This window comes from Paenibacillus algorifonticola, from assembly GCF_000971975.1.
Lineage (GTDB): Bacteria > Bacillota > Bacilli > Paenibacillales > Paenibacillaceae > Pristimantibacillus > Pristimantibacillus algorifonticola.
The window spans coordinates 107,211-127,802 of sequence record NZ_KQ040779.1; the positions used below are offsets into that span (position 1 = coordinate 107,211).

14 protein-coding genes are annotated in these 20,592 nt (G+C 49.5%); 5 read left to right on the top strand and 9 right to left on the bottom strand.

The window, feature by feature from the left end:
* Positions 1-227: 227 nt before the first annotated feature.
* A complete protein-coding gene (gltB, locus tag WH37_RS01990) occupies positions 228-4,829 on the bottom strand; it encodes a glutamate synthase large subunit (protein WP_046228884.1) in 4,602 nt (1,533 codons plus the stop codon).
* Between the two features lie 548 nt (positions 4,830-5,377).
* Between gltB and WH37_RS01995 the strand changes: the two genes are divergently transcribed.
* The gene (locus WH37_RS01995) at positions 5,378-6,595 is read left to right on the top strand and encodes an SGNH/GDSL hydrolase family protein (protein ID WP_197091333.1); all 1,218 of its coding nucleotides are present in this window, start codon (positions 5,378-5,380) and stop codon (positions 6,593-6,595) included.
* Positions 6,596-6,716: 121 nt separating this feature from the next.
* Here the strand turns inward: WH37_RS01995 and kapB are convergent, their stop codons facing one another.
* Positions 6,717-7,103: a kinase-associated lipoprotein KapB gene (gene kapB, locus WH37_RS02000; RefSeq protein ID WP_046228886.1), complete on the bottom strand. Its 387-nt coding sequence runs from the start codon at positions 7,101-7,103 to the stop codon at positions 6,717-6,719.
* A gap of 302 nt (positions 7,104-7,405) precedes the next feature.
* Between kapB and WH37_RS02010 the strand changes: the two genes are divergently transcribed.
* The 3 genes from WH37_RS02010 to WH37_RS02020 are packed head-to-tail and all read left to right on the top strand — an operon-like array spanning position 7,406 to position 11,196.
* A complete protein-coding gene (locus WH37_RS02010; RefSeq protein WP_046228888.1) occupies positions 7,406-8,521 on the top strand; it encodes a UDP-N-acetylglucosamine--LPS N-acetylglucosamine transferase in 1,116 nt (371 codons plus the stop codon).
* Between the two features lie 49 nt (positions 8,522-8,570).
* Complete coding sequence (locus WH37_RS02015; protein ID WP_046228889.1) at positions 8,571-9,986, top strand: NAD-dependent malic enzyme; 1,416 nt, start codon at positions 8,571-8,573, stop codon at positions 9,984-9,986.
* 25 nt (positions 9,987-10,011) lie between these two features.
* Positions 10,012-11,196, top strand: coding sequence for an acyltransferase (locus WH37_RS02020; protein WP_046228890.1), 1,185 nt, complete (start codon positions 10,012-10,014; stop codon positions 11,194-11,196).
* 117 nt (positions 11,197-11,313) lie between these two features.
* Here the strand turns inward: WH37_RS02020 and WH37_RS02025 are convergent, their stop codons facing one another.
* The 7 genes from WH37_RS02025 to WH37_RS02055 form a co-directional block, all read right to left on the bottom strand.
* The gene (locus WH37_RS02025) at positions 11,314-12,300 is read right to left on the bottom strand and encodes a C40 family peptidase (RefSeq protein WP_231594083.1); all 987 of its coding nucleotides are present in this window, start codon (positions 12,298-12,300) and stop codon (positions 11,314-11,316) included.
* 341 nt (positions 12,301-12,641) lie between these two features.
* Positions 12,642-13,541 carry a cation diffusion facilitator family transporter gene (locus tag WH37_RS02030; protein WP_046228891.1) on the bottom strand — a complete coding sequence of 300 codons (900 nt, stop codon included), beginning with the start codon at positions 13,539-13,541 and terminating at the stop codon, positions 12,642-12,644.
* Positions 13,542-13,712: 171 nt separating this feature from the next.
* Entirely contained in the window at positions 13,713-14,039 is a 327-nt protein-coding gene (locus tag WH37_RS02035; protein ID WP_046228892.1) for an L-rhamnose mutarotase, read from the bottom strand.
* A gap of 27 nt (positions 14,040-14,066) precedes the next feature.
* Positions 14,067-15,119: a rhamnose ABC transporter substrate-binding protein gene (gene rhaS, locus WH37_RS02040; protein ID WP_046228893.1), complete on the bottom strand. Its 1,053-nt coding sequence runs from the start codon at positions 15,117-15,119 to the stop codon at positions 14,067-14,069.
* Positions 15,120-15,293: 174 nt separating this feature from the next.
* Positions 15,294-16,286 carry an ABC transporter permease gene (locus WH37_RS02045; RefSeq protein WP_046228894.1) on the bottom strand — a complete coding sequence of 331 codons (993 nt, stop codon included), beginning with the start codon at positions 16,284-16,286 and terminating at the stop codon, positions 15,294-15,296.
* A 2-nt stretch (positions 16,287-16,288) separates the two neighbouring features.
* Positions 16,289-17,326 (bottom strand): ABC transporter permease, encoded by a 1,038-nt coding sequence (locus tag WH37_RS02050; protein WP_082110618.1) that lies wholly within the window; start codon positions 17,324-17,326, stop codon positions 16,289-16,291.
* A gap of 90 nt (positions 17,327-17,416) precedes the next feature.
* A complete protein-coding gene (locus tag WH37_RS02055; protein WP_046228895.1) occupies positions 17,417-18,946 on the bottom strand; it encodes a sugar ABC transporter ATP-binding protein in 1,530 nt (509 codons plus the stop codon).
* A gap of 272 nt (positions 18,947-19,218) precedes the next feature.
* Between WH37_RS02055 and WH37_RS02060 the strand changes: the two genes are divergently transcribed.
* Entirely contained in the window at positions 19,219-20,364 is a 1,146-nt protein-coding gene (locus WH37_RS02060; protein ID WP_046228896.1) for a DUF6688 domain-containing protein, read from the top strand.
* Positions 20,365-20,592: the final 228 nt, after the last annotated feature.

Below are 20,592 nucleotides of genomic sequence, written 5' to 3' on the forward strand. Positions count from 1 at the left end.
TTTTTTTGTTGTTTTTTTGTCGAATTACGTAGATTTAAGGTAAATTTTTTTGATTTTTGAAATACTTTTCATTTTTCCCAAATAAGTGAACACTGCTTGTACGAAAAAGCAAATAATAAAACCTGCCGATATAAGCATATGCTGTAACGGTATAGCATAAAAAAGCAATGAAAAACGGCTCTCCTTATCGGAGAGCCGTTTTTCATTTATCTATTGGGCAACATGGATCAGCCGCCTGTACGGGCAAGCTCTCTCATGCTGGCTTCAAATGCTGATAGCAGCGCTGCGTCTTCCTTCAAACCGGAATCTTCAGCTTTGCGGATATACTCCAGCATTTTCTTGTAATCTTTCGGAATGACTTTGACGAATTTCTCAAGTGATAGATCCCAGTCATTCAATACCCGGCCGCCAATGGCGCTATCCGTATAGGTAACATGGCGTTCAATCATGCCGCGTAATTCAGCAATATCCACTTCCTCTTCAAGACGCTCCAGCAATACCATTTCGATATTGCAATGCTTGTAGAAGTCGCCTTGCTCATCATAGACGTAAGCAACACCGCCAGACATACCAGCTGCAAAGTTACGGCCAGTCTGGCCAAGAATGACGACTCTGCCGCCCGTCATATATTCACAGCCATGGTCGCCCACGCCCTCAACAACAACGTTCACGCCGCTGTTGCGAACCGCGAAACGCTCGCCAGCAATACCACGAATATAAGCTTCGCCGCTTGTTGCTCCGTAAAGTGCCGTGTTGCCGATAATAACATTTTCCTCAGCGACAAAGGTTGCTTTCGATGAAGGAGCTACAATGACCTTACCACCGGAAAGCCCTTTACCTACATAGTCATTCGAATCGCCTTCCAGCGAAAGCGTAATGCCTTGAGGAACGAAAGCGCCAAAGCTTTGGCCTGCTGAACCAACGAAGTGGAAGGAAATCGTATCCTCTGGCAAGCCCTTCGCGCCATAACGACGAGTCACTTCGCTGCCAAGCACCGTTCCCACAACACGGTTCGTATTCAGAATTGGGAATGTACCACGTACTTTCTCCCCATTTTCCAAAGCGGCTTTCGCTGCTGGTACCAGCTCCTGAACGTCAAGCGACAAATCCAAACCGTGGTTTTGCTCTTGCGCACAGTAACGAATAGCATCCTGAGATACTTCCGGTTGATACAATAGCGGCGTCAGGTCAAGACCTTTCGCTTTGTAATGGTCAGCCAGATGCTTCGCTTCAAGAATATCTACGCGTCCAATCATTTCCTGAATTGTACGGAAACCAAGCTCAGCCATAATTTCTCGCAGCTCTTCCCCAACGAAACGCAAGTAGTTGACTACATGGCTCGGATCGCCCATAAATTTCGCGCGCAGCTCTGGATTTTGCGTTGCTACGCCTACCGGACAAGTGTCTAGCTGGCAAACACGCATCATCACGCAACCGAGCACAACAAGCGGTGCTGTCGAGAAGCCATATTCTTCAGCGCCGAGCAAAACAGCGATCGCAACATCGCGTCCGTTCATCATTTTGCCATCTGTTTCAAGCGTAACACGATCACGCAGGTTGTTGATCATCAGCGTCTGGTGCGTCTCAGCCAGACCAAGCTCCCACGGCAGGCCAGCATGGCGAATCGAGTTCATCGGAGATGCGCCCGTTCCTCCATCATAACCGCTGACCATAATAATGTCGGCACGGCCTTTGGCAACACCTGCTGCAATGGTACCAACGCCAACCTCGGATACGAGTTTAACGTTAATGCGCGCGCGCGGGTTAGCATTTTTCAAATCATGAACAAGCTCAGCCAAATCCTCGATGGAATAAATATCATGATGCGGCGGAGGCGAGATCAGGCCTACACCTGGCGTGGAGCCACGAACCTCGGCAACCCAAGGGTATACTTTACGTCCTGGCAGCTGTCCGCCTTCTCCTGGCTTCGCGCCTTGCGCCATCTTGATTTGAATTTCATCCGCATTGACCAAATAGTTGCTCGTTACGCCGAAACGTCCCGATGCTACCTGCTTGATTGCACTGCGGCGGGAATCGCCATTTGCATCAGGTATGAAACGTGCAGGATCTTCGCCGCCCTCGCCTGTATTGGATCGGCCGCCAAGGCGGTTCATCGCAATCGCAAGGCTTTCATGCGCTTCCTTACTGATCGAGCCGAAGGACATAGCACCCGTCTTAAAGCGTTTCAAAATCGATTCCAGCGGTTCAACCTCTTCGATCGGAATTGCTGTTCTGCCATCCTTGAACTTCAGCAAAGAACGAAGCATCATATACTTCTTGTCCTCGCCTTGAACAAGATTGGAGAATTTTTTGTAAAGCTTATAGTCATTGGAGCGAGCTGCCATCTGCAGCGTATGAATCGTCTGCGGATTAAACAGGTGGTCCTCGCCGTCTTTACGCCACTGGTATTCGCCACCGGAGTCCAGATCCGTTACACGGCCTTCCTGGTCAGCGTAAGCCAAGTTGTGATATTTCAGCGTTTCTTCTGCAATAACATCAAGTCCAATACCGCCGATACGCGAAGGTGTCCAAGTGAAATATTCGTTGATGAGTTCCTCTTTCAAACCAAGCGCCTCGAAAATTTGAGCGCCACGGTACGATTGAATCGTGGAAATACCCATTTTGGACAACACTTTAGTTACGCCTTTAGTAGCTGCTTTAATGAAGTTTTTGACCGCTTTCTCATGCGAAATATTTCTCAGCAAGCCTTGGCGAATCATATCATCAAGCGTCTCAAATGCCAGATACGGGTTAACTGCACTCACGCCGTAGCCGAGCAGAAGCGCAAAGTGATGAACCTCGCGCGGATCGCCGGATTCAAGCAAAATCGCTACTTTAGTCCGCGTACCTTGACGAATCAAATGGTGATGCAAAGCGGATACGGCAAGCAATGCCGGAATCGCCGCATTTTCTTTATCGATACCGCGGTCGGACAAAATAAGAATATTATGCCCTTTGTCGATAACGCGGTCTGCTGCTTCGCACATTTGCTTCAGTGCTGCGCGCAGGCCCTCTTCTCCTTCACTCGCCGTGAAGAAAATCGGCAGCGTAATCGACTTAAAGCCCGGACGACGAACATGGCGCAGCTTCGCGAACTGCTCGTTGGAAAGGATTGGCGTCTCCAGCTTAATGTGGCGTGCACTTTCCGGCTCCGGCTTCAATAGATTGCGCTCAGGTCCGATTGTCGTACCTACTGCAGTAATAATCTCCTCACGAATCGAATCGATTGGCGGGTTCGTTACTTGCGCAAACAGCTGTTTGAAATAATTGTACAAACGCTGAGGACGATCCGACAATACAGCAAGCGGAGCGTCGTAGCCCATAGAAGCAATCGGCTCCATGCCGCTGCTAGCCATAGGCTCAAGCACTTTGCGCAAATCTTCAAACGTATAGCCGAAAGATTGCTGGCGCTGCTGTACCGTCGCATGATCAAGCTCCGGCAATTCCGGCGCATCCGGCAAATCTTCCAGATCGATCAAATGCTCGTTCAGCCACTCGCGGTACGGCTGCTCCGTCGCGATTTGCTTCTTCACTTCCTCATCGGAAATGATGCGGCCTTCCTTCGTATCGATGAGCAGCATCATACCCGGACGCAGGCGATCTTTATACAAAATATCCTCTGGCGGAATAACAACGGTTCCCGCCTCGGAGCCAAGAATAATATGATCGTCCTTCGTCACGTAATAACGGGCTGGACGCAAGCCATTGCGGTCCAGGAAAGCACCGATCTGTACGCCATCTGTAAAGGCCATCGCAGCCGGTCCATCCCAAGGCTCCATTAGCGTACTGTGGTATTCATAGAAAGCTTTCTTGTCATCATCCATGCCTTCGTGGTTGGACCATGGTTCTGGAACCATCATCATTGCCGCGTGCGGCAGGGAGCGACCGGACAAGTACAGGAATTCCAGCGTATTGTCAAACATCGCTGTATCCGAGCCATCCGGATTAATAATAGGTTTAATTTTGTCCATATCGCTGCCGAACAATTCGGTTTCAAACAGCGTTTGGCGAGCATGCATCCAGTTCACATTGCCGCGGAGCGTATTAATCTCCCCGTTGTGAATCAAATAATGGAACGGATGGGCACGTTCCCAGCTTGGGAAAGTGTTCGTACTAAAACGGGAGTGGACAAGCGCCATCGCTGTAACGACCGACTCATCATTAAGCTCCATATAGAAGGAGCCAACCTGCTCCGTCGTAAGCATGCCTTTGTAGACGATTTTCTTCGTGGACAAGCTCGGGAAATAAAACATTTCTCCGCCTTCTTTGCCCGAGAAGCGAATGGCGATTTCCGCCCGTTTGCGAATGACATACAGCTTGCGCTCGAATGCCAAGACGTCCTTCAAGCTCTCGTTCTTGCCAATAAATACTTGGCGGACAAAAGGCTTAACCGACTTAGCAGATTTACCGAGCTTTGCATCATTCGTCGGCACGGTACGCCAAGCAATGAGCGACTGGCCTTCTTCACGAATAATAGCTTCAAGATCGCTCTCCAGCGAACGGCGAACGTTCTCATCCTGCGGCAGAAACACCATACCTACGGCGTATTCTCCCTCGCTTGGCAGTTCCACTTCCACTCGCTTCAGCTCATTTGCAAAAAACGCATGGGGGATTTGAAGCATAATTCCTGCTCCATCTCCAGTGTTTGGTTCGCTGCCTTGACCGCCGCGATGCTCCATATTCTCCAGCAACGTCAGCGCCTGGCGAATAATCTTGTGCGACTTTCTTCCTTTGATGTTCGCCACGAATCCCATGCCGCATGCATCTTTCTCAAATTGAGGATCATACAGACCTTGTTTCGGCGGTAATCCAAAAATTTTCTCTTTCATTGTGTGCAACCTTTCTATCAGAAGATTTTTGGGGCGTGCATAACGGAACCAAGCCGATCGCTGTGAGAACAAGCAGTTATGCTTCATCAAACAGGCTTGTAGCTTGATAGCAAAGCGGACAGCAGAGCCTATCCGCCAGCCTATCACTTTGCATAATTACTCAAACGACTGTATCCGGCAGCGCGCCGAATAGGTGTACACAAACTTTTTAGCTGCACTCGCAGGAAAACGTTCGTGTTATGTTGAATAAAATTAAGCAGCGCTGCGGGGATCGTTTGAGGTTGACCATATTCCGGGCTGTATTCCGCCACTTGCGATTATTACAGTATTTTAACATCAGGCCAAAAGGGAATCAATTTAATATTTTCATAATTGTGATCAGAACGGCAATGTTCGTGTTCTTTCTGCAAACTTTATACACAATTATGCAAATGAATGAAAACCCGCTGCTACTATTTTATCAAAAGGAAGTGTCCATGTTGTCTGGAAAGTGGAGGAAAGTGTCGTTTCTATTTATAATAATCGGTTTATTGGTGGCTTCACCCGGCTTGAAAACAGCTATCGCCGCAGAAGAAGAAGCTTCGTCCTATCAGATCGTCGCGCTTGGAGATTCACTAACTGTCGGCTATGAGTATGGCTTTGATGCAAAATCTGTGCCTTACGGCTATGTGGAGCATGTATATGAGCAGGCCTTGTTCCAAGGTCTTCAAGCGGAATATGTGAATTATAGTCTGCTAGGCCTGACGTCAATCGGCTTCAGCCAATTGCTTGGAGCGGCGAAAGAGGGTAAAAGCGTCACTATCAGCGATGTGCAGCCTGGACTGAAGGATCCTCGCGGCGCAACTATTATTAGCGGAACTGCACAAATTGCCGACAGCATCCGTGGCGCCGATCTGATCGTCATGACTATTGGCGGAAATGATTTGATTGGTGTAGCCGCACAAATCACATCCACAACTACGGATGAGGAGAAAGCACAGCTGCTGCAAACGGCACTGGCTCAATATGAAACGGGGCTGACTGCTGGGCTGCAGGCGGTAACCGCACTCGCGCCAAAAGCAAAATTCGTTATCGCCGATCAATATATGCCGATTCCGGCTACGATTACTGTCGGCGGTTTAAGCTTTCCTCTGCCTCCAGATGCAGCACGCCTGCGCGAATTCGAGTTACAGGCGCTGAGTCAGCTTAACGAAAAACTTAAAACGATTGTAGCCGCTACAAAAGCAGAAGGCATCGATATTTCCATTACTGCAGTCAGCGAGCCTTTTGTTGGCAAGGAGCTGGAATATACATCAATTGCAAACAGCGACTTCCACCCGACTCGCCTTGGGTACGCTGCTATGGGCCGTACTTTTTCCACCACGATATGGAATAAGTATTTGAGTGCTCGCACTCGCCCAGCGAATGTGCCAGTCTCGGTAGTCGTACGCGGCAAAGAGCTGCCAGCCTCATCCCCTGCGACGATGAAGAGCAGCCGCACCTTCGTACCGATGCGCGACATTACAGATGCCATTGGCGCGAAGCTTGTTTGGAACAAAACGAACCAAACCGCAACCGTTTCCTACAATAATCATACAGTAGCGTTTACGATTGGATCGTCTACTATTCTTGTTGATGGCGAGAAGAAGAAGCTGAACAGCCCCGCCGCTTATTTGCACAAGAACGGCAAAGAACAAAAAACCTATTTGCCGCTAGCGGTCCTCTCCGAGGAGCTTGGCTTGCAGATTACCTACCGCAGTACGCTTCAAGCTGTCTTCATCAACTAGCTTTAAGCTAGGGCAGCAAGCAAGCGTAAGACTAGTCATAAGTAAAACAAACGGCGGCCGTCCTAAGTGAACGACTGCCGTTTGTTTTACCCGATAAGCGCAGCCCAAACAATGGGCAACGCTACTTATATTGCTTTCCAAGCTGCTCAAGCAAAGCAAGACCCTGCTCTGACCAGCGCTTCAACCGATCGAGCGTGGCCACTTCAGCCTCCAAGGCAGCATGCAGCGATTCGCGGTAATCCGGCACATGGCCGCTAAAGGTCTGCAGCTGGCGCAGCGGAATCATCGTCTTCTCTGTATAGGCCAGCGCTGGCCGCTCATGAAACAGCGGCACATCCGGCTCATACGGATGGTGCAAATCACCTTGCTGTGGATGCTTAAGTACAGCCAGCACCTTGAACAATGCACGGGGCCCATGCAATTCCATTACTTCTCCTACATATAGTCCCGATCTTACTTCCGCTTTCACAATGGCTCCGACTTCAAATATGCTCCTTGCTTCTTCCATTATGCATGCCTCCTACTTGGTGCCGTCTGCGGCTTTTTGAACAGCCGCAACACTAGCTTTATTTTAAATGAAACGATCATGATGTATAATCCGCTTCCGGTTGATGCCATTCTAATCATAAAGGACAATGGCGCTGGCAGGCAAGCTCAGAGCAATGCGGCTTGTGACAGGTTGTTGCACCAGCATGTTGAGCAGGCAGCCATGCAATCGCAGAGGCTAACCGCTTACATTTTAATAACCTGGAATGACTTGTGTTCCCAACCTTGGCGACGTATTATGGAATTAGAAAAGTAGGTGACATTATGCGTAAGAAAAGAGTGCTGCTGCTCTCCGAGGGTTTCGGCTCGGGACATACGCAAGCCGCATATGCTCTAGCGGCGGGATTGCGCCAAATTAACCCCGAGATTCAAACCCGCGTTATCGAGCTGGGCAAATTTCTTAATCCGGTTGTCGGGCCATGGATTATGTCTGCTTATCGCAAAACCGTAAGCAAACAGCCAAAAATGGTTGGCCTGATGTATCGCAGCAATTACAAGAAATCGCTAAACCGCTTTACGCAGCTTGCTCTTCATCGCATGTTCTATACACAAACGTCACAGGTTATTTCCCAGTTGAAGCCGGATCTTATCGTATGTACCCATCCTGTCCCTAATGCAGTCGTAGGCAGGCTAAAGCGTCTTGGACTAAATATTCCGCTGTATACGCTTATTACCGATTACGATGCCCATGGCTCATGGGTCAATCCGGAAGTCAGCAAATACCTGGTATCTTCCCCGCTTGTGAGAAACAAGCTGATGGAGCGCGGCGTAACTCCCGTGAAAATTGAAGTAACCGGAATTCCGGTACATCCGAACTTCTGGACAACTTACGACAAGCAGGAGCTGCTGCAGAAATTTAACTTAAAGCCTATGCCTACCGTGCTCATAATGGGTGGCGGCTGGGGATTGATGTATGAGGACAATCTCCTTGAATATATGACCAAGTGGCGCGAAAGCATACAGTTGATTTTCTGCGTCGGCAGCAATGAGAAGGTAAGGGAGAAAATGCTTTCAAGCACGAAGTTTCAGCATCCGAACATTCAAGTGCTCGGGTTCACTAACGAGATCAGCAAGCTGATGGACATTGCCGATCTGCTCGTGACGAAGCCGGGCGGGATGACCTGTACCGAAGGCATGAGCAAAGGAATGCCGATGCTCTTCTATGAACCGATTCCGGGACAGGAAGAGGAAAACTGCGAATATTTTATCCGCAATGGCTTTGGTGAAATGCTGGACTCTGCTGCAATGGTGGATAAATGGTTTGCCATGATTCAGGAACCGTATACCTCGGGCCAGTTCCGAGAAAGCTTGCTAACGAAGCGCAACCAACAATACGATCCGAAGAGCTGCCCGAATGCCGTCCTGCGTTTAATGCAGTGACGGCGTTTTTGTCAGACTCATCGGTCAATCGAAAAGGAGTGGAAAGCGAATGAAGGAACGCAGCATGGACGGTAAAACGATTATTTTACGGGTGGAAATCGATATTCAGCAGGCACAGTTCGGCAAGGCCGCGACCGCTATTGAGACCGCTGGCGGCGATATTATAGCAATTGACGTCATTCATACCGATAAAACAAAGACTATACGGGATTTGACCGTGAAAATGACCGAGGCTGGCGCAGCCGATCGTATCTCCTCGGCTCTTGGCACATTGCCCGGCATCCGCCTCCAGCATATTTCCGACCGCACCTTTCTGCTCCATCTCGGTGGCAAAATTACGGTTCAGCCAAAAACGCCGATTCAGAACCGCGACGATCTCTCCCGCGTTTACACGCCCGACGTCGCAAGAGTATGCCAAGCGATTGAACAGGATCCATCCAAAGCATTTACGCTAACGATAAAGCGCAACACCGTCGCTGTCGTCTCCGATGGCAGTGCCGTGCTTGGGCTTGGCAATATCGGGCCTTATGCCGCCATGCCTGTTATGGAGGGCAAGGCCATGCTGTTCAAGCAATTCGCAGACGTTGATGCGTTTCCCATTTGCCTCGATACACAGGACACTGAGCAAATTATCCAAGCCGTCAAACAATTAGCACCGGGCTTCGGCGGCATTAATCTAGAAGATATTTCCGCTCCACGCTGCTTCGAAATTGAACGCAGGCTGCGTGAAGAGCTTGATATCCCTGTGTTTCACGATGATCAGCATGGTACGGCCGTCGTCCTGTTCGCCGCTATGCTGAACGCGCTCAAGCTGACGGGCCGAAACATTGCAGGCACTCGCTTCGTTATATGTGGTATTGGAGCAGCAGGTACGGCTTGCACCAAGATGCTGCTTGCCGGCGGCGCAAAACATATTATTGGAGTAGATCGCGAAGGCATTTTAACCGCTGACCGCCATTATGACAATGGCATGTGGCAGTGGTATGCCGAGCACACAAATGCTGAGAAGAAGGCGGGCCATTTGGCCGAGGCGCTTGCTGGTGCAGATGTATTTATTGGCGTATCGGCGGGCGGGATTTTGACCAGAGCGCATGTTGAATCGATGAATGCAGAGCCTATCGTATTTGCGATGGCGAATCCGGAGCCTGAAATCCGTCCGGAGCTGGTCGAGGATATCGTAGCCGTGTTTGCAACAGGGCGTTCCGACTATCCGAATCAAATTAACAACGTGCTATGTTTTCCGGGAATTTTCCGTGGAGCACTTGATAGCCGTGCAACTACCGTCAATGAAGAAATGAAGCTGGCTGCCGCCGAAGCGATCGCTTCCGTCATTAGCGATGAAGAGCGCAGTCCGATGTATATTATTCCAAGCGTTTTCAATGCCAAAGTGGTAGAAGAGGTGCGAAAACGCGTCATCCAAGCTGCTATCGATAGCGGTGTAGCTCGCAGACATCCGCGCGAATAGCCTCACAGAAAGGAAGAAATGCTACATGTCTACAACATCCTTGCAGCGCCCCGAAGCGATTCCCGAGCTGCAGATTGTTCGTGCAATGGCTATTCTAGGCGTATTATCGGTCCACTCGACCTCCTACGCTACGCTGAAAATGGTCAATTCCGGCTACTATTTCTTATATAACTTTTTTAATATATTTATGAAGTTCGGCACGCCGACCTTTATTTTTCTAAGCAGCTTTGTGCTATTTTACAATTATTATACGAGGCCGTTGGATGCCAAGCTGATTGGCTCCTTCTATAAACGCAGAGCGCTTTATATCATTATCCCGTATTTGGTTTTTTCCATTATCTATTTCACCCTGCTGCATTACAACTACTATCCGAACAGGCCGCTCGATGAAACGCTAAGCAGCTTCTGGGATAAGGTGCTGACGGGCAATGCCTATACGCACTTGTATTTTGTATTTATTAGCATTCAGTTTTATTTGCTTCTCCCTTTGTTTCTATGGCTGCTGAAAAAATTTCCGGCATTGGTCAAATGGGCAATACCGGCCGGCTTTGCCATTCAATGGGCTTTCGTACTTATTAATAAGTACGCGCTGACGACGCCGATTCCGAATAAGGGCAGCTATTCGCTCTCCTACTTCTCCTACTATTTGATGGGAGCAGCGATCGGTATCTATTTTCCAAAAATCAAGCATTGGATCATTATGAACAAACAGAATGCAACCACATCGCGTGTTATCGTCTGGGTTGCCCTTTGGTGTCTATGGCTCGGAGCTGGCCTATGGCATGTGAGCATTTGGTATGATAACCGGTTAGGACTAGCCAAACACCACTCGCTTTTATATGAGTTTTTATGGAATATGCATACCTTTTTCTCAGCGCTCGTGCTGCTGCAGCTAGGTTTTCTGCTTTACAGAAAAGCAGCGCCTTGGTTAGTCTCGATGCTCTCAAGGCTTGGCGCTTTATCGTTCGGCATTTATTTGGTTCATCCGTTCATCCTGTTCTACTACCGCGAATATCCGCTTGTGACAGGCAATTCCCTGCTATTGCATAGCTGGTATGCGGGCGGCTACGTGGCTGCGCTCGTCGGCTCTTGGATTATCGTTTCATTAGCACGGTTTTTGCCTTTCTCCTGGGTGTTGTTCGGCAATTTGCCAAAGCCGGGGAAACGGCCCAAGACGCCAAGCGCGCCGCAGAAAGACTTTACAGCTTAACCCTGAGCTTCGCCCAATGAACAGCCTCCGGCATCCATCGTTGCTTTGCGATGGATAGCGGAGGCTTTATTTTTTTATAGCAGACGTTGTAAAAATGGTGTTTGTCCCTTGCCGAGCCTACAGTGCGCTGCCTCCATACAGGAAACGATATTCCCAATGCGTGCCTGCTATGCTGCTGATCGTTACGCCGCCAGACTCATTGGAATATGTATGCAATATCTTTCCATCTCCCAAATAAATGCCGTCATGCGTAATCGTTGCTGTTGATTTGTTTGTGCCCGAATAGGCAGAAGCTTTGCTCCCCTTATAGGACATGAAAAACATAATATCGCCACGCTTAAGCTGACGCCAGTCCGTCACGGCTTTCCCTCGCTGCGCCACATGCTCCCCTTGCCCCCTCGAATCAGCAGGCAGCTTAATGCCTACCCCCTCCAGGAAAGCCTGCCTTACAAGATCCGAGCAATCAAATGTTGTCGTCGTGCTGCGGCTTGAGCCGTATTCATAAGGCGTACCTAAATATTTAAGCCCCGCCGCAATGACGCTTTCCACAGAACCGGTCGACGGTGCTGTTGTACCAGATGATCCACCTGATCCACCTGAGCTGCCTGAGACGCTAATATATTGGGGTTGTGAGCTGACATAGCCAGCTTGTCCAGAAGAATCTCTAATTTCATACCAACTGCTGTTTGGCCGCGATATAATAGCTACCTGCTCACCAGCTTGCAAAAACCGGATGCGGCTAGCGGAGAGAGACGCACTTGTTCGGAAGGATACCGATTTCTGAATGGTACCTGTTGCTGTGTGCGAAGATGAAACGGATGATACTGTAAAATAGGAAGGCGAAGCATAGCCCGTCCGGCCAGAAGAATCCTGAAGCTTGTACCAATACGCGTTAGACGCATCCAAAATCGTTACCTGTTCTCCTTTTTTAAGCATGCGAATAACGGGAGCTGATGCCGATGGTGCGCTGCGGAAATTCACGCCCGCATCTACGGTTGCGCTTTGGGCCGCCATTACGGTGGGAATTGAAGCCGAGACAGAACCGAGCAATAGGGATGCGGTGAAAGCTGCGGTGATCATCCTTTTTTTCATGGTGTGTTTCAAGCTGTACGCCTCCTTGGTTATATCAAAATAAATAAATGTTGCTTCAACCATTGTAGAGTCGCCTTCTGGCTGCCAGCATCAACCTTTTTTCCTATTTGCCAAATTACCAAATTGGTAAATTGGAAGCATTACAAATTCGCATCAAAAAACGAAGAGGCCCTCGCATTTGCGAACGGCCTCTTCGTTTAAAGCTCTGCAACACCTGCTGTTACTCACTTTATTGCTTTATTTACTCCCCCTAGAAAACGAGACTTTAGTCATGATAATCAATTGAGACTAAAGTATTAGATGAACTGGATTATTTTACCTTGGGAACAATTACATACCTTTTATTCGACATCTCACTCGACATTTAGCTCGAATTTAGCAGGCTTCAGCTCATGGGGCTCCACATGGACATGCACACTCATAATATTATGCTTGCGCTCCATGCGATGCTCAATTTCATCACAAATGACATGGCTCTCAATCAGTGTGAGCTCTGGATCAACCTGTACAATGACATCAACCAGCACGTTGCTGCCATGAACGCGGGCTTTAATATCCTTAATGGATTTAACCCCTTTCGTACGTTCAATCGTAGCGCGGAGCGTCGTCAGCTCCTTCTCATCGAAGCCATCCGTCAGCGCATGGGTCGAGCTGTAGAAAATTTCCCAAGCTGTTTTGCAAATAATGCAGCCAACCGCAATGGCCGCTACCGGATCAAGCCAAGGCAGGCCGAACTGCGCGCCGATAATGCCGATTGCAGCGCCTGTACTGACGAGCGCATCGGATAAATTATCTTTTGACGCCGCCATCAGTGCCTGATTGTTGATCCGCTTCGCCAGCCGCCGATTGTAATAATAGACGCTCAGCATGACGACCGCGGAAAATAAAGCAATCCACGCCGAGCTAAGCGCTGGAGCAGCCTCCGCATCTGCCCAAAGCGCACCAACAGCTGTAATCAGTACCTGAATGCCGACCGTTGCCATAATAAAGGACGCAATCAGCGCGGCAATCGTCTCTGCCCGAAAATGTCCATAAGGATGATCTTTATCCGGCGGCTTCTGTGAAATTCGCAAACCGATCAGTACCGCCAGCGATGCCACAATATCCGTTAAATTGTTAAAGCCATCCGCAACGAGCGCTCCAGAAGCAAAATAATAGCCGCCTCCAAGCTTTAGTGCGGTAAGCGTCAAATATGTCGCAATGCTGAGCCAAGCACCCTTCTCGCCCTGCTTGATTTTTTCATACTGATCCAAAGCTCCTTACCTCATTTCCTAATGATCTCCAAGTAAAGGTATCATACCCGACTAAACCAGAGTGGGTCTAGAGAAACAGTGTTGACCTTATGCGTACTTTTATGCAGCAGGGCAACACTTTACCTTGGAAATCGCATAACGACAGGGGCTGAGGCGGATCGCTTTAAAACGTTATTTCAGAAAAAAAACTTCACGGAGCGGCTTAATTGGCTCGGCTTGATGAAAATCAAACGAGCCCTGCACCATTTTTGACGTAATGGCATTCCAGCGGTTGCAAGCATCGCTTTCGGCAATGTAGGCGAAGGCCGCTTCCACCTCCTCGCACTCAAAGCAATAGAAAAACTGTGTGCCGTTTTGAAAAATAGAATAGTTGGAGATGCCGGCACTGCGATGCTCCTCCATAATGTCAGGCCACGGATCAAGATGCATCCGTACATAATCCTCCAAGCACTCCTCCTTCACCTGCCAGCTCCAGGCGTATTTATTGCTTGCCGCCATTCTGCTTCCTCCTTTTTCAATACCGTTTTAGTAAACTTCCTTCCACTCTGCAATGTTGGCTGCGTCAAATTTAAACGGATCGCCTAGCATAATTTGCGTGCCGCCAACATCGACAATAACCTCTTTATCGCCGAGGCGTCCTGCCGTAAATTTGTCGCCTACCTCACCTGTAATTGTACCGTTCACAAGCGCATCAGCTGCATAACCGGACAAGTAGCCCACATCCAGCGGGTTCCACAAATACATCCACTCGCTAACACCGCTTTCAATGTATTCCGCCATTTCGCTTGGCAGGCCAAGGCCCGTCAGATGCACTTTGCCTTTCAGCCCTTTGTCGGTGAGCACTTTCCCTGCCGCTGCAATCCCTACCGTTGTTGGTGCAATAATGCCCTTAAGATCAGGGTACGATTTGAGCAGCGCCTCTGTTTCCGATACGCTTTTATCCCGCAGGTCGTCGCCGTAAGCAACCTTCACTAATTCAATTTCTTTGTATTTCGGGTCTTCCAGCTCTTTCTTCATCCATTCAATCCATGTGTTCTGGTTCGTCGCCTGTGAAGTTGCGCTGAGAACCGCAATTTGCCCTTTGCCGCCGATCATATCGGAAATCGCCTGTATCTGCACGCGCCCAATCCGCTCAGGGTCCGCTTGGTTAATATGCACCATTCGGCTTTCCCCGTTAACCGCAGAATCAAGCGACAGCACCTTGATGCCTTGATCCATCGCTTTTTTCAGTGCCGGCTGCAAGGCGTCGGGATCGTTACCTACAATCGCGATAGCTGCTACCTTTTGCGAGATCAGCTCCTCGATCATTTGGATTTGCGCTTCAGCAGTTGGCTGATCCGGTGCCTTCAAAATCGCTTCATGCCCCAGCTCCTCAATCGCCTGCTTGAACCCCTCCATCTCCTTCTCGCCATAAGGGTTGCCCGTATTTTTAAAGATAATTGCAAATTTCTTCTTGCCGCCGCTCGCTCCGGCATCGCCGCTGGATTCTCCTGCCGGCTTGCTTCCCGAAGTGCTGCATGCGGCTAAAACCGTTAACACCATGATTACTGTCAAAAATGTCGCTAAAACCTTTTTCATCTGTATTGCCTCCCTTTTATCATTTATATATAAAAAGCTGTGTTTTCCCCGGATGTTGCGGGCAGGCTGCCGCAAACGAAGCGCTCCCCTATTTCTCTGCTGCCCGCTCCTGTAAAAAGCACAGCCGTTTACCGTGTGTTGTGCTGCTGTGCTGCTGTGGAGACTGCGCTAGGCTTAGCGGCCCGGCTTTCTAGTAAGAGAAGACAGCTTAAGCTTTGGCAGCATAACCGCTACGATGAGCAGCAGGCCGAGAATAATGAGCAGCACTTGTGCAGGCACATTGACGAGCCCAAGCCCATAGCGCAGGAAACCGATCAGGAACACGGCCAAAATCGCACCGATCATTCTTCCTTTACCGCCCGCTGTGCTGATGCCGCCGAGCACGACCATCGCAATGACATCCAGCTCATAGCCTGTCGCCACATTCGGTCGCGTACTGCCCATACGGGACGTGAGGAACAGCGCGGTAACTGCCGCCATCAGGCCCGCCAAGGTGAAGACGATAATTTTCATCCGGTCGACGCGGATTCCGGAGAAGCGGCTCGCCGTCAAATTGTTGCCCATCGCATAGACGCGGCGACCGAAGGTGGTGCGGTGCAGCAGCACGATGAAGACAGCTGCGCATACGGCAAAGACGATCAGTATAAAGGGAACCGGGCCAACGTAGCCCCAGCCAAGAAAGCTGAACCATTCGGGGAACTTGCCTGCCGCTTGATCCTCCAGCAATATATAAGCGATGCCGCGATAAATAATCATCGTCGCAAGCGTCACTATGACCGAGGAAAGCTCCTTAAACTTGACGATTAATAGGCCATTAATGAAGCCGCATACGAGTCCAACACCGAGGCAGATCAGCATCGCCAGCGGCATGGGAACGCCGGAGTTATAGAGATCCGCCATAATGACGGAGGACAACGCGACAATCGACGCAACCGAAATATCAATGTCCCCAAGTATGATGATGAGCACCATCGGCAGAACGATAAACGCTTTATCAAGAAACGTCATCGTCGCATCCCGCAAGCTGTCAAAGCTCCAATAATACTCCGACAAATTCATATTCATAATGTTTACGGCTATAAAAATCAGCACCAGCATCCATTCCCATTGCATAAAAAAGCGCTTCCATGAAAAGGCCCGGCTGCCTGAAATGACTCGTGTATCCATCGTTAAATGTTCCTCCTCATGAGGTTATTGCGGTCAACGCCCCGTTTGACGAGCGCATTCGTAATAACGGCGATCAATATAATCGAGCCTTGAATGCCCGTCTGCCAAAAAGGCGATACATTAATAAGCGGCAGTGCATTATTAAGGATGCCGAGCAAAATCGAGCCCAGAATAACGCCGGACACTTTTCCCGATCCGCCCGCAATGCTAACCCCGCCGAGTACGCAGGCTGCGATAACGCTTAGCTCGTAGCCCATAGCTGTGTCGCCTTGAGCAGAAGCGAATTTGGATACCCATAACACGCCAGCAAGACCGGATAAACCGCCCATAATCGAATAGACGAGCCATAAAATACGGTCATTGCGAATGCCGCTGATTTTCGCCGATTCGGGATTGCTGCCTACCGCGTAAATCTGTCTGCCGGTACGGGTGTGATTGATGAAATAATAAAACACAATATAAATGACAACTGCAATGACGATCAGCGTATTGATGCCAAAAATCGAGCCCGTTGCAATCGCTTTGAAGCTGACCGGCATTTGATGGGCGCTTACCCATTTGCCGCCGCTGGCCATAAAGGTCAGCCCGCGAAACACATTCATCATGCCAAGTGTGGCGATAATCGGGAGAATGCCCATTTTTGCAATGAGAAACCCGAGTACGACGCCGCACACTAGCCCGACAGCCGTTCCCAGCAAAATCGCAATCAGCGGATTGACCTCTGGGAATGCGTTTACCGTCAGCGCAGCAATCATGCCCGATAGCGCAAGCGTCGCCCCAATCGACAGGTCAATGCCTCTCGTAATAATGACGAGCATCATGCCGACGGCCAAAATGCTTAGAATTGCCGTATTCGTGATCATGTCGTTCATATTTTCCAGCGTTAGAAAGCTTGGATTGCGCAGCTGCACGATGAGTGACAGCACAATAATAAATCCCAACAATCCCAGCTCGCGAAACTTCGCGACCACAGCGCTCAGCGACTGCTTCTCTGCTGGCCTGTTTACTAAACCCTTGGCAGCCATTTTTGTCTCGGCCATTGCCGTCCCACCCTTTTCGTTCATAATGGAATATTCCCTGTTCAAAAATAACGCTTGCGTATTGTCCCGTCTCAGCAGCTTGTTATCGCGTCAGCTCTTTGCTACGCCCGCCAACGCTTCGCTCGGGCTTCTGCTTTCCATCGCCGCCTGCAAAATATTTTCCTGCGTCACCTCGCCCTTGCCGAGCATCGCCGTAATCCTCCCCTCGCGCATAACCGCGACCCGGTCGCACATCCCGATCATTTCCGGCATTTCCGAGGAAATCATAATGACGCCGTAGCCTTGCCCCGCCAATGTGCTAATAATTTCATAGATGGCTGATTTTGCGCCAACATCTACGCCTTTCGTCGGCTCATCGAGAATGAGAATGTCGAGGTCGGCCGTCAGCAGCTTGGCGAACACCACCTTCTGCTGGTTGCCGCCCGACAGCGAGCTGACCAAATGGTAAATGCTCGGCGCCTTGACGTTCATTTTTTGCGCCAGCCTGACCGCTTCCTCCTCTTCCTTCGCCGTATCAAGCGAGCCTTTACTGACGAATCGATCAAGCGCGGACAGCGTAATATTGCGCGAAATTTCCCAGTCCAGCACCAGCCCCTGCTTCTGCCGATCCTCCGGTAAATAGCCAATGCCTAGCTTCATCGCCTGCTGCGGATTGTCTATTCGCACCGGCTCGCCTTTCACGAATACATTCCCTCTGTCATAGGCTTCAATGCCGAACAGGCTTTGGAATACCTCCGTGCGTCCCGCGCCTACAAGTCCGGTAAAGCCCAAAATTTCACCACGCCGCAGCGAAAATGAAATATCTGCAAAATAACCCGTTCTGCCAAGTCCATCCGTACGCAGCACTTCATCCCCCAGCTTCGCCTCCGTCTTCGGAAACAGCTGGGTAATTTCGCGGCCCACCATGGCGACGATTAAATCTTTATTGTCGATTTCATTGACCTGCCAGCTTCCGATATATTTGCCATCGCGGAACACCGTCACCTTGCTGGCTAGGCGGTACATATCCTCGAAACGATGGGAGATAAAAATAATCGAAGCCCCGCGATCCCGCAACCGCTCCGTGATCCGGTACAGCTCCTCACTCTCCCGCTTCGTGAGCGCCGCCGTCGGCTCATCCATAATGATGATTTTCGCATCGGTTGATAGCGCTTTCGCAATTTCGACGATTTGCTGCTCCGCTACGCTTAGCGAGCCCATCAGCGTACGCGGGCTGAATTTTGCGCCAAGGTCATCCAGCAGCTTTTGCGCCTCCTTGTGCATCTCGCCCCAGCGGATGCGGCGCGTACCTTTTTGAACCTTCTCATGCCCCATAAAAATATTTTCCGTCACGCTGAGATCCGGATAGCAGGTCACATGCTGGTAGATCGCAGCAATACCGAGCCGCTTCGCGTCATTCGGGTTTTGAAACTGCACCTTCTGCCCATTCACATACATCTCGCCTTCAGTGGGCGAATGTACGCCGGTAATGATTTTGATAAATGTGGATTTGCCTGCTCCATTTTCACCCATCAGCGCATGAATTTCGCCAGGCGCCAACTGGAACATGACATCGCTCAGCGCCTTTACACCGGGAAAAATTTTTGTAATCGCTTTCAATTCTAAAACATATGGCTCCATCGGCTTGCTCCTATTCATCAGCTTATTTAAAGCAAACATGAAATAGCTTTTTTGAGACACTTTAGATGTTTATTTACTTTCTTTTGTGATTATTCATGTTCGTTGTTTTATCATTTCGACATGTTGTGCGCGATTCCTTTTTTTAAAATCGCTTTTTCGAAAAAAAATTTTCGCGTATGCTAGACCGGAATTGGGTAAATATGAGAGGATATGAGGATACACGCAAGGGGATTAACACCACCGTTGTCCGCCTAATTTAAGGAGAGAAGAGTTTGCTTTTTTACTTGCTACTGTTTATTGCTATCTTTCTGTTCCCGGTCAGTTCCATCGTATTAATGGTTCGCAGTTGGATCGTAGATGAGCGTACAACCGTTAAAAAGGTGCATGTGAAAATAATGGAGGTGCTGTGCTTCATCGCAATGGTGGGGTTTCTATGGGTAGGCTTTCTGTTCAACAGCTACGGTGTAGCAGGAGGATTGCCGCTGCAGCAGAGTGAGCTGACGGGGAACTTTCTGGATGGCTACGCTACCCTTTCCAATGATTATGTAGTGACCGTTATTTGCAGCCTTATTTTGAGTGGCTTCGCTTATTGGGCGTTAAAATTGACTAGGGGAGCTTTATCGCCGATGCTTTTGGCAGCAGCCTCTGTCCTTCTAATTGCCAATGTCATCTTCGCTATCGTGTATTTCTCGCACATCGGCTTCGGCCATTACGGCGATGATTCCGCTGGAGCCACTCCTATTATTTTGCTGCATTTAGGCTTCGCTTGCTTAATCGGTTTGTATACCGCAGAGCTCAAGCATTCCGCCAATGCGTTTATGCACCGCGCCCAGCAAGAAGAGATCGTATACAGCAGCAAATGGCTGCGGTTCATGGACTATTTTCGCCAAAAATATTCCCGGCTGCCACTGCTCTGGTCGATTGCATTTTTCCCTGTCATGCTAATCGTCCAGCTGCTGCTTGTGCTGTTCGGGCAGCGCCCAGATAGCTTCATCCGTGTATTTCTCGAAACTAGCAGCTTTCATTATTCGCAATTGCCAGTCCCTCCGCCGACCATCGTGCCGGGAAATGGCCATTATTTATGCACCGTTTCGGTGAGGGGGCATCGCAAAATCGTCAAGCCGCTGCGCGCCGGGCTTCGGCACGGCTCCAGAATTGTCGTCAACCGCCAACTGCTGGTTGCGAATGCTTTTGAAAATATCATCGAACAATATGCGCCACGAGCGCACAAAATCATCCGCCGCTGTTATGACAAATATGGCTATCCACTCAGTAAGCACATCAATCAACCATGGTCTGCGGATGTCGTTTACCTGCTGATGAAGCCGCTGGAATGGTTTTTCCTCGCCGTATTGTACACGGTCGATCGAAATCCCGAAAACCGCATTCATCGGCAGTACAGCGAGCTGCGAAAATAGCTTTATCAGCAATGAAAAAGAGAGATTAGCCTTGCTTGAAGAAGCAGGCTGATCTCTCTTTTTTTCAATGAGTAGGTGGCGATTCATTCGGCATATGCGGGCATTATGTCTGGTATGGCATACTGCCGATAAATTTCAGCTGTGCCCATGTGTCCTGATACCCCCCTGCTTGCCTTCATACTTGAAGTTTTAAAGAATAATGACGGTATCGCAACTAAATATAAAGCT